At 72.4% G+C, this 12,239-nt stretch carries 14 protein-coding genes; 8 read left to right on the forward strand and 6 right to left on the reverse strand.

Annotated elements, in window-relative coordinates; all coding sequences use genetic code 11:
• The first annotated feature begins 10 nt into the window (after nt 1-10).
• Entirely contained in the window at nt 11-901 is an 891-nt protein-coding gene (locus tag JHE00_RS18270; protein WP_200319581.1) for a sugar phosphate isomerase/epimerase family protein, read from the forward strand.
• Nucleotides 902-962: 61 nt separating this feature from the next.
• On the opposite strand, the gene JHE00_RS18275 is transcribed toward JHE00_RS18270, so the two are convergent.
• Both JHE00_RS18275 and JHE00_RS18280 read right to left on the reverse strand, forming a co-directional pair.
• Nucleotides 963-1,853 carry a prenyltransferase/squalene oxidase repeat-containing protein gene (locus tag JHE00_RS18275; protein ID WP_200319583.1) on the reverse strand — a complete coding sequence of 297 codons (891 nt, stop codon included), beginning with the start codon at nt 1,851-1,853 and terminating at the stop codon, nt 963-965.
• A gap of 67 nt (nt 1,854-1,920) precedes the next feature.
• Nucleotides 1,921-2,274, reverse strand: coding sequence for an STAS domain-containing protein (locus JHE00_RS18280; RefSeq protein ID WP_200319585.1), 354 nt, complete (start codon nt 2,272-2,274; stop codon nt 1,921-1,923).
• 149 nt (nt 2,275-2,423) lie between these two features.
• On the opposite strand from JHE00_RS18280, the gene JHE00_RS18285 reads away from it, so the two are divergent.
• Genes JHE00_RS18285 through JHE00_RS18295 form a run of 3 tightly spaced genes read left to right on the forward strand, consistent with a single transcriptional unit; the run spans nt 2,424 to nt 3,369 of the window.
• Nucleotides 2,424-2,834 carry a phage holin family protein gene (locus JHE00_RS18285; RefSeq protein WP_200319587.1) on the forward strand — a complete coding sequence of 137 codons (411 nt, stop codon included), beginning with the start codon at nt 2,424-2,426 and terminating at the stop codon, nt 2,832-2,834.
• A complete protein-coding gene (locus tag JHE00_RS18290) occupies nt 2,831-3,109 on the forward strand; it encodes a DUF3618 domain-containing protein (RefSeq protein ID WP_200319589.1) in 279 nt (92 codons plus the stop codon). Before JHE00_RS18285 ends, JHE00_RS18290 begins: the two co-directional genes overlap by 4 nt.
• Nucleotides 3,106-3,369, forward strand: coding sequence for a DUF4235 domain-containing protein (locus JHE00_RS18295; RefSeq protein ID WP_200319591.1), 264 nt, complete (start codon nt 3,106-3,108; stop codon nt 3,367-3,369). The genes JHE00_RS18290 and JHE00_RS18295 overlap by 4 nt, the downstream gene beginning before the upstream one ends.
• Nucleotides 3,370-3,373: 4 nt before the next feature.
• Here JHE00_RS18295 and JHE00_RS18300 read toward each other — a convergent pair whose 3' ends face one another.
• Entirely contained in the window at nt 3,374-4,783 is a 1,410-nt protein-coding gene (locus tag JHE00_RS18300) for an amidase (RefSeq protein WP_372440471.1), read from the reverse strand.
• Nucleotides 4,784-5,202: 419 nt separating this feature from the next.
• Between JHE00_RS18300 and JHE00_RS18305 the strand changes: the two genes are divergently transcribed.
• The 4 genes from JHE00_RS18305 (at nt 5,203) to JHE00_RS18320 (ending at nt 9,803) form a co-directional block, all read left to right on the forward strand.
• A complete protein-coding gene (locus tag JHE00_RS18305) occupies nt 5,203-6,087 on the forward strand; it encodes an RNA polymerase sigma-70 factor (RefSeq protein WP_200319595.1) in 885 nt (294 codons plus the stop codon).
• 86 nt (nt 6,088-6,173) lie between these two features.
• A complete protein-coding gene (locus JHE00_RS18310) occupies nt 6,174-7,301 on the forward strand; it encodes an NAD(P)/FAD-dependent oxidoreductase (protein ID WP_200319597.1) in 1,128 nt (375 codons plus the stop codon).
• Nucleotides 7,302-7,401: 100 nt separating this feature from the next.
• The gene (locus JHE00_RS18315; protein WP_200319599.1) at nt 7,402-8,175 is read left to right on the forward strand and encodes a cyclase family protein; all 774 of its coding nucleotides are present in this window, start codon (nt 7,402-7,404) and stop codon (nt 8,173-8,175) included.
• Nucleotides 8,172-9,803: a thiamine pyrophosphate-binding protein gene (locus JHE00_RS18320; RefSeq protein ID WP_200319601.1), complete on the forward strand. Its 1,632-nt coding sequence runs from the start codon at nt 8,172-8,174 to the stop codon at nt 9,801-9,803. Before JHE00_RS18315 ends, JHE00_RS18320 begins: the two co-directional genes overlap by 4 nt.
• Nucleotides 9,804-9,811: 8 nt before the next feature.
• Here JHE00_RS18320 and JHE00_RS18325 read toward each other — a convergent pair whose 3' ends face one another.
• The 3 genes from JHE00_RS18325 to JHE00_RS18335 form a co-directional block, all read right to left on the reverse strand.
• Complete coding sequence (locus tag JHE00_RS18325; protein WP_200319603.1) at nt 9,812-10,660, reverse strand: aminoglycoside phosphotransferase/kinase family protein; 849 nt, start codon at nt 10,658-10,660, stop codon at nt 9,812-9,814.
• A gap of 74 nt (nt 10,661-10,734) precedes the next feature.
• Nucleotides 10,735-11,277, reverse strand: a complete 543-nt coding sequence (locus JHE00_RS18330; protein WP_200319605.1) for a hypothetical protein — start codon at nt 11,275-11,277, stop codon at nt 10,735-10,737.
• A 125-nt stretch (nt 11,278-11,402) separates the two neighbouring features.
• Entirely contained in the window at nt 11,403-12,209 is an 807-nt protein-coding gene (locus JHE00_RS18335) for an alpha/beta fold hydrolase (protein ID WP_307831996.1), read from the reverse strand.
• Between the last annotated feature and the right edge of the window lie 30 nt (nt 12,210-12,239).

Consider the following 12,239-nt stretch of genomic DNA (forward strand, 5'->3'; position numbering starts at 1 on the left):
AAAACCGAGAATGAGCGATTCACCGGAGTTTCGCCTGTCTCGCAGGAACATGCTGCGCACTGCCGCGGGCGCCGCGGCCGTCGCCGGGATCACGGCGGCGGCTTCAGGCACCGCGCAGGCGGGCTGGGGCCACGGCGGCAAGCCGGGTCACGGCTGGGGCAGGCGGCTGCCGAAGGACCGCATCGCCGTGCAGCTCTACACGCTGCGCACCGCGCTGGAGGCCGACCTGGAGGGCACGCTCGGCGAGCTCTCCGACATCGGCTACCGCAACGTCGAGCTGGCAGGCACCTACGGCCGTTCGCCGCAGGAGTTCCGCAAGTTGCTCGACAAGTACCGGCTCAAGGCCGTCTCGGCGCACGTCGACTTCAACGGCGCCGACGTGAACAAGCTGATCGAGGACGCGAAGATCCTCGGCTACCGCACGGCCGACTGCGCCTACGCCAACTACGACACCATCGCCGAGTGGAAGGACTTCGCGCGCCGCCTCGACGTGGCGGGCAAGGCGTTCCGCAGGGCCGGGATCGACTACGGCTACCACAACCACGACCACGAGTTCCAGAAGCTCGAGGGTCACCGGCCGTTCGACATCATCGCCCGCACCACCTCGCGCCACAACATCCACTTCGAGTTCGATCTCTACTGGATCGTGGTGGCGGGCGTCGACCCGGTGAAGGAGTTCTACAAGAACTTCGGCCGTGTCACGCAGTTCCACGTCAAGGACCGGGGGCCCGACGGCGGCTGGGCCGACCTCGGCACGGGTGACATCGACTTCGCGCGGATCTTCCGCGAGACGTGGATCGGCGGTCTCGTGAAGCACTACGTCGTGGAGCACGACCAGCCCTCCGACCCGCTGCACACCGCGGAAGTCGGCTACGACTACCTCCGCGACCTCCGCTTCTGACCCATTGCGGTGAAGGGCACCTTTACTGCGTTGGATGCAGTAAAGGTGCCCTTCACCGCGGTCAGGCGGTGAGCAGCGTGTGGACCGCGCTGACCGTTCGGTAGCCCCGCCACTCCAGGGATGCGGCGGGGGAGTAGCTCGTGAAGTCCACGCGCCAGCCGCCGTCGTCCTGCTGCGCGGCGGCCAGCGCGCGTAGTTCCGCGTCCACCACCTCGGGCTTGAACAGGTTTCTGGCCGGCCTGCCCGGCAGCGGCGCGAAGTCCAGTGGGCGCATCGACTCTCCCTCAGCGCCACCCTCCACGGGCACCAGGCCGTCGGCGGGCACGTACTCGCCGAGGCGCTCCAGCAGCGGTACGGCCTCGGGATGGCTGTCGGACGCGGCGTCGAGGAACCCGACTGCGAAGGCCAGCACCAGTGCGTGTGGCCTGCCCTCCAGCGCCCGGATGGCGTCGAAGGAGTACTCCGTGGCCCGCCGCAGCCACGGGTGCGCGGCCACCGCGGGGTCGTGCGCGGCGACTCGCAGTGCGCAGGCCGCGGTGATGGCCGTGATCTGCAGCGACGACACGTCGTGCTCGGCGCTCACCCAGAACGGCGCGCAGCCGGAGGGCGAGGTGACGGGCAGCGCGAACGGCAGCCCGCCGTCGGGCAGCGTCACCGAGTCCAGCCAGTCGCACAGCGCGGCCGAGAGCGGACTGGTGACCGGGCCCAGTTCGGCGAGCACCTCGAAGGCGTGCAGGGCGGGGGCGGGCTGGCTCTCCGGTGAACGCAGGTCTGGTTCGAGGCCGTGGCCGAAGCCGCCGTCGGGGTTGCGGTAGGCCGTGAGCGCGGCGAGGGTCGCGTCGGCGTCGCCCCGGCCGAGCAGGAGTTGCAACCGGTGCTGGTCGAGCAGCCTGGCGTGGGCTCGCTGGAAGGTGGCCGCCGCGTCGAGGTCGATCGTGAGGTCGTCGGACATGGCACCCATCGTGCTCGCCGGGACGCGCCTCGTCTTGAACAGACCGGTCATCGCCGCACGAGTCCGGTCAGTACGTCAGGGCCAGCGCGGCCTCCACCGTCGGATGCAGCCGCAGCGTGTGCTGCAGCCCCAACAGCTCGACGGGCCGGGTGACGGCCCGGTGCCCGGCCACGATGCGCAGGTGGGTGCCTCTGCTCTCGGCGGCCTGGTGCAGCCGCAGCAACAGCGACAACCCGCACGAGCCGAGGAACCCGACCGCGGAGAGGTCCAGCACCAGCGGTTCCGGCGGATGTGCCGTGGTGACGACGTCGGTGAGGTGCCGCTCCAGCGTGGCGCTCGAGGCCAGGTCGACATCACCCGTCACGCGGACCACGAGTGTCGTCCCGCGGCGGTCGTCGGTGATGCCGAGCAGCTCTGGCACGTGGCCTCCAGCGGTGTCACTGCCGAGCGTAATCCTGTTGCCCGAGCGTGCAAGCACGTGTGCGCTCGTGCGCTCGGTACGCGAACTGGGCGATGTTTGTCCGACTCGCGTCCGGGAAATCCGACGACCAGCACCGAGCTGGAGGAGTCATGGTCTACGAGGAACACCGCGACCTCACGGACCGTTCGGTGGCGCAACTGGTCAGCGATCTCTCCGAGCAGACCAGCCGCCTCGTGCGGGACGAGTTGACACTCGCCGTCGCGGAGCTGCAGCACAAGGGCAAGCGGTTGGGGATGGGCGCGGGCCTCGCGGGTGGAGCCGCGGTGGTCGCGTGGTTCGGAGCCGGCGCACTGGTCGCGGCCGCCGTGCTGGCGCTCGCGCTGGTCCTGCCGGGCTGGGCGGCCGCGCTGATCGTCGGAGGAGTGTTGTTGCTGGTCGCAGGCGTGCTGGGGCTCACCGGCAAGAAGCAGGTCCAGAGCGCGACGCCGCCGATGCCGACCGAGGCGACCGAGAGCGTGCGGCGCGACGTCGAGACCGTGAAGGCGAGAGTTCGCGGATGAGCGACCCGAAGGAGTTCCCCCGGGACCCGGATCAGGCCCGGCTGGACATCGAACTGACGCGGAAGGAACTGGGCGACACCGCGCAGGCACTGGCGCACAAGCTGGACGTGCCCGCGCGCGCGAAGGAACAGGCGCAGGAACGCGCCGCCCAGGTGAAGTCACAGCTGCGGCACGGCACTCAGACCGTGCGCGGCAATCCGGTGCCGCTCCTCGTGATCTGCGCGGTGGCCGCCGTCGCGGTGGGCGGTCTGATCACGTGGAGGAACAAGCGATGAAGGCGCTGTACAAACCCCTGAGCCTGGTGGTCAGCACGGGCGGGGCCATGCTCGCGGGCTCGGTGTTCAAGCAGCTCTGGACGAAGGTGACCGGCGAGTCCAACGCGCCCGAGGCCACCGACCGCACGTACGCGTTCTGGGAGGTCGTCGCCGCGGCGGCGGTGCAGGGCGCGATCTTCGGTGCGGTGAAAGCCGCCGTCGACAGGGCCGGAGCCGCCGGTTACGAGAAGGCGACCGGGTCCTGGCCCGGCGACGAGTAGCGGCTCACGGCCTGCGCTCGCCCGCGCGGGCGGCGGACTCGAAGGCGTGCCCGACGGCGAGCACGCGCGCGTCCGCCCTCGGTGGGCCGACGATCTGCAGACCGACGGGTAGCCCCGCGGGCGTGAACGCCGCGGGCACCGACAGGGCGGGACAGCCCATCGCCGTCACGAGGTAGCACGATGCCATCCAGTCCAAATAGGTCTCCATGTCGACACCGTCGACGGTGTGCGGGTAGTCCAGCTCCGCCGGGAACGGAACCACCTGGCACACCGGGGCGAGCAGCACGTCGAAGCGCTCGAAGAAGGCCAGAACTCGTTGGTGCAGCGCGGATTGGAGCCGTTCCGCGCGAGCGAGATCGGGGCCGGTGAGCTCGCGGCCGCGCTCGATGTTCCACACCGCGTCGGGTTTGAGCCGGTCGCGGTGCTCGTCGAGCAGCGCGCCGTGGGTGAGCTCCAGTTGCCACGCCCTGCGCGTGCGGAAGACGTCGTCGGCTCCGCTCAGGTCGAGGCACGCCTCGGTGACCTCGGCGCCGAGACCCTCGAACAACGACGGCACCGGCCGCAGCGCGTCGCGTACCTCGGCGTCCACCGGGACGGCGCCGCCGAGGTCGGGCGCCCACGCGACGCGCAGCCCGCGCAGGTCGCCCTCCAGCGGAGGTGTGAAGTCGCCGCCCGGCGTCTCCAGGGAGATCGGACTGCGCGGGTCGGGGCCGGCCAGCACCGAGAGCAGCAGAGCCGTGTCGGCGACGGTGCGCGCCATCGGCCCCTGCACGCCCAGGTGTGACCACGGCGCGGCGACCGGCCACGACGGCACCCGGCCCGGTGTGGGGCGCAGGCCGACGACGTTGCAGAACGAGGCCGGGTTGCGCAGGGAGCCGCCCACGTCGCTGCCGTCGGCGAGCGTCACCATCCCGGCCGCCAGCGCGGCCGCGGCGCCACCGCTGCTGCCGCCTGCGCTGCGGGCGTGGTCGTAGGGGTTGCGCGTCATGCCGAACACGGGGTTGAACGTGTGCGAGCCGAGTCCGAACTCGGGCACGTTGGTCTTGCCGAGGCTGATCGCGCCCGCGGCGGCCATGCGGGCGACCACGAGGTCGTCGTGCTCGGGCACGTGCTCGGCGAACAGCGGGGAACCGTAGGTGGTGCGCACGCCCGCGGTGTCGGCGAGATCCTTGTGCGCCACGGGAAGGCCGTGCAGCGGGCCGACGTCCTGCCCAGCGGCGAGCCGCTCGTCGGCCAGCGCTGCCTGGTCCATGGCCCGCTCCGCGGTGAGCGTGACGATCGCGTTGAGGCGCGGGTTCACGCGCTCGACGTGCTCGAGGTGCGCGGCCACCACCTCGCGCGCGGACACGTCCTTGCGCCGAATCGCCCGAGCCACCGCACCAGCACTCTCAAATCCCACCCGATCTCCTCTCACCCCGCGAGTCCCCCGCTCCGGCCCGCGAGTCCCCCGCTCCAGCCCGCGAGTCTCCCGTTCAGGTACGTGAGTCTCCCGCTCCGGCCCGCGAGTTCCCCGCTCCGGACGGCGAGTTGCCCGTTCAGGCCCGCGAGTCTCCCGTTCAGGCCCGCGAGTCTCCCGTTCAGCGGAACACATCCGCACCGCTGGTGTCTCGCCCGCGCGGCTCGCCGTCGCGAACGCACGAGTCGCGTGCCAGAGTGCACGACTCGCGGGGCCTGGTGCACGACTCGCGTGCCCGACCGCGCCATTCGCGCACCCGAGCGGGCCACTCGTGTGCCGGAGCGGGGGACTCGCGCGCTGGAGTGGGGGACTCGCGGGCGGGCGCGCTGGGCTCGCGCGGCGTGGGGGTCGGGGCGTGCCACTCGTATGCTCGGGCGATGTCGATCGCGCCGGAGGACGTGCGGGAGTTCGAGGACCAGCGCGGGCGGTTGTTCGCGATCGCCTACCGCCTGCTCGGCTCGGCCGCGGAGGCCGAGGACGCCGTCCAGGACACGTACCTGCGCTGGAGCGACGCCGACCGCTCCGCGATCCACACCTCCGCCGCGTGGCTGACGAAGGTGCTCACCAACCTCTGCCTCACCCGGCTCACCTCGGCACGGGCCCGCCGCGAGACCTACGTCGGGCCGTGGCTGCCCGAGCCGGTCGTCACCACCGGAGCCGCGCTCGGCCCGCTCGACACGGCCGAGCAGCGCGACTCGGTGTCGATGGCCGTGCTGGTGCTGCTGGAACGGCTCACCCCGCCCGAGCGCGCGGTGTTCGTGCTGCGGGAGGCCTTCGGCTACCGCCACGCCGAGATCGCCGAGGTCCTGGACCTCACCGAGTCGAACGCCCAGCAGCTGTACCGCCGCGCACGGGAACACGTGGCGCTCGAGCGGCCCCGGTTCACACCGTCGGCGCAGGACCGGGCACTGGTGACGCGCCGCTTCCTCGACGCGGCTCGCGGCGGGGACCTCGACGGGCTGCGGGCCCTGCTCGCCGACGACGTCGTGTCGTGGGCCGACGGCGGCGGCAAGGCGAACGCCGCGCGCAGGCCGATCCTGGGCGCCGACAAGGTGTCGCGCTACCTGGGCTGGATGAGCAGCGACGTGCCGGGGCTCGTCATCACCGTCACCGAGCTCAACGGCCAGCCCGGCATCGTCGCCGTCGTGGACGGGGCCGCGGTGCTGGCAGTGCTGCTCGACGTCGTCGACGACCGGATCGCCACGATCCGCATCGCCGCCAACCCCGACAAGCTGGGATTCCTGTCCTCGCAGCTGGGGTGACCGGCGGCACAGCCCGGAGTTGTCAGCTTTCCCGGCGCTCTCCGGTTCAGGGGGTGTTCACACACCAGCCTGGAAGGAGAACTCCGATGACCCAGCGCATCATCGTCCTCGGCGCCGGTTACGCGGGCCTCACCGCGGCGAACCGGCTCGCCCGCAGGCTCCGTGGTGTCGAGATGACCCTGGTCAACGACCGGCCGACGTTCGTGGAACGCGTGCGCCTGCACCAGGTCGCGGCGGGTCAGCGGCCGAAGGAGCACCTGCTCGCCGATCGCGTGCGCGACGGGATCGGGCTGTCGATCGGCCGGGTCACCGCGATCGACCCCGACCGCCACGAGGTGCGTCTCGGCGACGACGTCCTCGGCTACGACACGCTCGTCTACGCGCTCGGCAGCACGGCGTCGGTCCCGGAGCGGGCGCGTGCCGCACTGACGGTCGCGGGCGCGGAGGACTCGACGGAGGCAGGCAAGCGCATCGCCGACCTCGCTGCCGAACGGGGCACGCTCGCCGTGGTCGGCGGCGGGCTCACCGGCATCGAGGCGGCCGCCGAGTTCGCCGAGACGCACCCCGGCCTGCGCGTGCGGCTGGTGACCCACGGAGAGCCGGGACCGGGCCTGTCGGCGAACGGACAGCGGCACGTGCGCCGCGTGTTCGACCGGCTGGGCGTCGAGGTGGTGACCGACGCCGCCGTCGAGGAGGTGCGCGAGGACGCCGTGGTGCTGCGCGACGGGCGCGAGATCAGTGCCGGGCTCACCGTGTGGTCCACCGGTTTCGGGGTGCCGGAGGCGGCGCGGCGCGCGGGCCTCGAGGTCGACGAGCGCGGGCGGGTCCGCGTGGACTCGACGTTGCGGTCGCGCTCGCACCCCGATGTCTACGCCATCGGCGACGCCGCGGCGGCGACGCGCGCCAACGGGGTCGAGCTGCGGATGGCGTGCGCCACCGGTCTGCCCTCGGCGTGCTGCGCGGCCGATGCGATCGCCGCGCGGCTCACCGGGCGCGAGCCGAGGCCGCTGCGGTTCCGGTACGTCAACCAGTGCGTGAGCCTGGGCCGCCGGGACGCGCTGATCCAGTACGTCGACGCCGACGACCGTCCACACCGGACGATCATCACCGGCCGGGCGGCGGCGCGGTACAAGGAGGCGATCGTGCGGGGCGCCCTGGCGATGACGGCGAAGCCGGGCCCCTACTCGGCCGCGCGCCGCCGCGCGGCCGAGTAGGGGAGGCACGCGAGGAGGAGACGAGGGTGCCGGGGTTGTGGCACATTTGGCTTCTCGACCCCGGCGCGGGGCGCGTGCTCCGCCGACGAGAGGACCAGCCATGCCGCTGCTGCCGGACCTGCTCGAAGCCCTCGCGACCGGCCGGATCGAGGTCGTGGACCTCACGGCCCCGCTCACCGAGAGCACACCGATCCTGCGGCTGCCGGAGCCGTTCGCCAACACGACGCCGTTCCGGCTCGAACAGCTCAGCCGCTACGACGACGCGGGCCCGGGCTGGTACTGGAACGACATCCACACGGGCGAGCACACGGGCACCCACCTCGACGCGCCGGTCCACTGGATCACCGGCAAGGACGGCCCCGACGTCTCCCAGGTCCCGCTGGGCACGCTGGTGGCGCCCGCCGCCGTGCTCGACGTCTCGCAGCGCGTGGCCGCCGATCCCGACTTCCTCCTGGAGGTCTCCGACGTGCGGGCGTGGCAGGCCGAGCACGGCGCGCTGCCCGACGGCGGCTGGTTGTTGCTGCGCACGGGCTGGGACGAGCGTGCCGCCGACGCGGAGCGGTTCCACAACGCCGACGACACCGGATCGCACACGCCCGGCGTGTCCACGGAGTGCGCGCGATGGCTCGCCGAGCGGACTCCGCTGGCCGGGCTCGGGGTGGAGACCGTGGGTACCGACGCGGGCGCCGCGGCGGGTTTCGACCCGCCTTTCCCGTGCCACCACTACTTCCTCGGCGCGGGCAAGTGCGGTCTGACGCAGTTGCGCAACCTCGCGCGGCTGCCCGCGACGGGCGCGCTGCTGGTGGTCGCGCCACTGCCGATCGTCGGCGGGTCGGGCAGCCCGGCCAGGGTACTGGCACTGGTGCAGCGATGAGGGTCGCGGATCTCGTCGGCAGGGTGCTGGCCGGGCTGGGCGTGGCACACGCGTTCGGTGTCGTCGGCAGCGGCAACTTCGCCGTCACCAACGCGCTGCGGGCACACGGCGTGCCGTTCACCGCGGCCCGGCACGAGTGCGGCGCGACGACGATGGCCGACGCCTACGCGCGGCTGCGCGGCGAGCCCACCGTCGTCACCCTGCACCAGGGCTGCGGGCTCACCAATGCGCTCACCGGCATCGGAGAGGCCGCCAAGAGCCGGACGCCGCTGCTCGTGCTCGCGGCCGACGTGGCGGGTTCGGCGGTGAACTCGAACTTCCGCATCGACGCCGACGCCGCGATCGCCGCGGTCGGCGCGGTGCCCGAGCGCGTGCACTCCGCGGCCAGCGCCGTCACCGACACTCTGCGGGCCTACCGCAGGGCGCTGCAGGAGCGCAGGACGGTGGTGCTGAACCTGCCGCTGGACGTGCAGGCGCAGCAGGCGCCCGACCCGGGTCCCGTCTCGATCCCGTCCGCGCCGAGGCCCGTCCGGCCCCATCCGGACTCGGTCGCCGACCTCGCCAGGGTGCTCGCCGACGCGCGACGGCCCGTGTTCGTCGCGGGCAGGGGAGCGCGCGGTGCGGCGACGGAACTCGGTGAGCTGGCCGAGCGCGCCGGGGCGCTGCTCGCGACCTCGGCCGTCGCCAACGGGTTGTTCACGGGCGATCCGTTCGCGCTCGGCATCTCCGGCGGCTTCGCCTCGCCGCTCGCGGCGGAGCTGATCACGGGGGCCGACCTGGTGGTGGGCTGGGGCTGCGCGCTGAACATGTGGACCACCCGGCACGGCACGCTGCTCGGGCAGGGCGCGACGGTGGTGCAGGTGGACGTCGAGTCCTCGGCGTTGGGCGCCCACCGCCCCGTCGACCTCGGAGTGGTGGGCGACGCGGCGGTGACAGCGCGGGACGTGCTCGCCGTGCTCGCGCCGCGCGAAGGATATCGCACCGAGCTGGTGCGCGAGCGCATCGCGACCGGCATCCGCTGGCGTGATGAATCCACAGTGGACAGCTCAGTGAGCGGCCGGATCGACCCGCGTATCCTGAGCGCGCGCCTCGACGACCTGCTGCCCGAACAGCGCGTCGTGGCCGTCGACTCCGGGAACTTCATGGGTTATCCGAGCGCCTACCTCTCGGTGCCCGACGAGAACGGGTTCTGTTTCACCCAGGCGTTCCAGTCGATCGGGCTCGGCCTGGCGAGTGCGATCGGCGCCGCGCTCGCGAGACCGGACCGGTTGCCCGTCGCCGCGCTCGGCGACGGCGGCGGGTTGATGAGTATCGCGGAGCTGGAAACCGCGGTGCGACTGGGTTTGCCGATGGTGATCGTCGTCTACAACGACGCGGGCTACGGCGCCGAGGTGCACCATTTCGCGGGCCCTGGTGTGGACTTGGGCACGGTGCGCTTCCCGGACACCGACCTGGCGGCGATCGCGCGCGGCTTCGGCTGCGACGCCGTGACCGTGCGCGGCGAGTCCGATCTCGGCGCCGTGTCCGGCTGGCTCGCGGGTCCGAGGGACCGCCCGCTGCTCATCGACGCCAAGATCGCCGACGACGGCGGGTCGTGGTGGCTCGCCGAGGCGTTCCGGGGCCACTGAGCACACGATCAGGCGCCGGCCAGGCGGAGCCGTTCGGCGGCCTGGGCGCGGACGGTGGCGCCGGACACCGGCGCGTCGCCGTGCAGGGCCTCCCAACGGGCGTTGTGCGCCGCGGGCCACAGGCTGGCCGCCCACGCGATCTCCCGCTCCCGCGCGGTGAACCGCCGTCCCCGCAGGTCCTGGTAGGTGGCCAGGAACGCGGCGGAGCTCTCGACCGGCGCCAGTGTCGGCGGTGAGTCGCTGGCGAACGCTCCACTCGCCGCGCCCGCCAGTGCGGCCTCCGGCTGCCAGGTCAGGCTGTCCCAGTCGTGCACGGCCCACACCGTGCCGTCGTGCCAGCGGAGGTTCTGCGCTTCGAAGTCGCCGTGCCCCAGCACGCACGGCAGCCGGGCGCCCAGCAGTCGCGCGCGGGCCCGCACGGCGGCGTCCACGACGTCCGCGGGGACGGCGCTCTGGTCGCGTTCGTCGAGGAACCCGATCGACGGCCAGACACCGGGATCGGTGTGGTCCCACCGCACCCAGCGTGGGTTGGGTAGCGGAGGCGCGACCCGGACGTCGGCCAGTTCGGTCATCAGCCGCGCGAACACCGCCGCGGCGCGCGCGGCGACGGCGGGAGAGTCACCGCGCAGCGGTTCACCGCCGGGCCGGAACTCCTCCGCGTGCACGGCCTGCGCGTCGATCCGGACGACGGGCGTGAGCGGTCCGGCGCACGGAAATCCCCGCTCCGCCAAGGCCGACTGCGCGGCGACGCACGAGGCGGCCCTGCCGTCGTCCTCGCGGGTCTTGACCACGACGTCGCGGCCATCGGCCAGTCGCAGCCCGTACACCGCCGAGATGCTGCGCCGCGCGAACAGCACGCGGGCCGGTTCCGCGCCGAGCCACTCGACGCACCAGTCGGTGAGCCAGTGGGGAACTCGGTCGCGGGCATGGCCTAGCAGAAGATCCAGAACCAGCAGTCGTCGTCTTCGGGCGGGGTCGTGGGCGGCTGCTCCGAGGAGGACGGCGGCGGTGTCGGTTCCCCAGGCTGCTCGGGCTCCTCCGGCTCCTGGGGCGGCGGCTCGGTGGGATCGTCCTCGCTCGGCGGCGGTTCCACGGCGTCGGTGGTGGTCGTTGCGGTCGTCGTCGTGGTGGTCTCGCTCGACGACGTCGTGCTGGACACCGAGGAGGTCGTGGACGTCAAGTCGCTGGACTCCACGGTGGACGACGAGTGAGTGACCTCCAGCGGGGTCGTGGTGCCGGGGAAGGGCTCCGTGGTCGTGCGCGTGGGGATCGCGATCACCACCGCGTCCTCGGGGGCGGGTGCGGGCTGGTCCTCGCCGTCCCCGGTGGTGACGACGAACGCGGCGACGCCGCAGCCGACCACCACGGCTCCCATCACGGCGAGGACGCGCAGCCGGGAGCGCGGGCCGGGCGGCACCCGGTCGTTCCAGCTGTCCTCGTCGGAGAGCCGGGTCACCGACACGTCGTCGTACACCGGGTGGGCCTTTCGGGCGGGGTAGGGCGGCGGAGCATTTGTACCCTAGGGTTCACCCGATGGGGGACGACGGGGGGATTTTTCCCCGATTATCGACTCTCCGTGGCAAAATCTGTCGCCTTTCGTCACTCAGGCGTGATCACCGCGTGCAGGAAGTCCAGTACGACGTCGTCGAACACGACCTCGCGTTCCAGGTTCGGCAGGTGTGCCGCGCCCTCGATCACCGACAGTTCGGCGCCGGGAATGCGGGAGTGCAGGAACTTCGCGAGTTCGACGGGCGTGAACTCGTCCTCCTCGCCCACCACCACGAGCGTCGGCACAGCGATGTCGCCGAGCAGATCCACGTAGTCCGGTCGTCCGGCCCTGCCGCGCAGCGCCGCTGCGGCACCCTCCGGTGAGGCCGTGGTCATCATGCGCAGCACGTGCCGCGCGGTGGCGGGCAACAGGCGAATGTTGTGCGGTGCCAGCATTGTCGGCAGCACCTCGTGCGCGTACGACGCGAGTCCCTCGCGCAGCAGGCGTCGCGCCTGGTCCTCTCGCGCGATCTTGCCGTCGGCCGTCTCCGCGTGCGGTGAGGTGTCGGCCAGCAGCAGTGCGCGGATGCGGTGGGGGAAAAGTCGTTGGCACTCCAGGACGATCTGCCCGCCCATCGACAGTCCACCCAGGACGAACTCGTCGACGCCGAGCGCGTCCAGCAGCGCTTCGAGATCACGCGCGAAGGTCTCGAGCGGCGTGACGCCGGGGACGACGGTGGTCTGGCCGTAGCCGCGCAGGTCCGGGGCGATCACGCGCCAGCCCTCACGGGCGAACCGGTCGAGCTGCGGCCTCCACATCGTCCGGTCGAAAGGGTGCCCGTGCACCAGGACGAGTGCGGGCCCGTTGCCGGCGTCCTCGTAGCCGATCGTGATGCCGTTGAGGGGAAGTGTGCTCACGAGCTCGACGCTAGCCAGTGCAATAGCTCG

Origin of the sequence: Prauserella cavernicola (assembly GCF_016595675.1) — a bacterium.
In the GTDB taxonomy this organism is placed as follows: Bacteria; Actinomycetota; Actinomycetes; order Mycobacteriales; family Pseudonocardiaceae; genus Prauserella_A; species Prauserella_A cavernicola.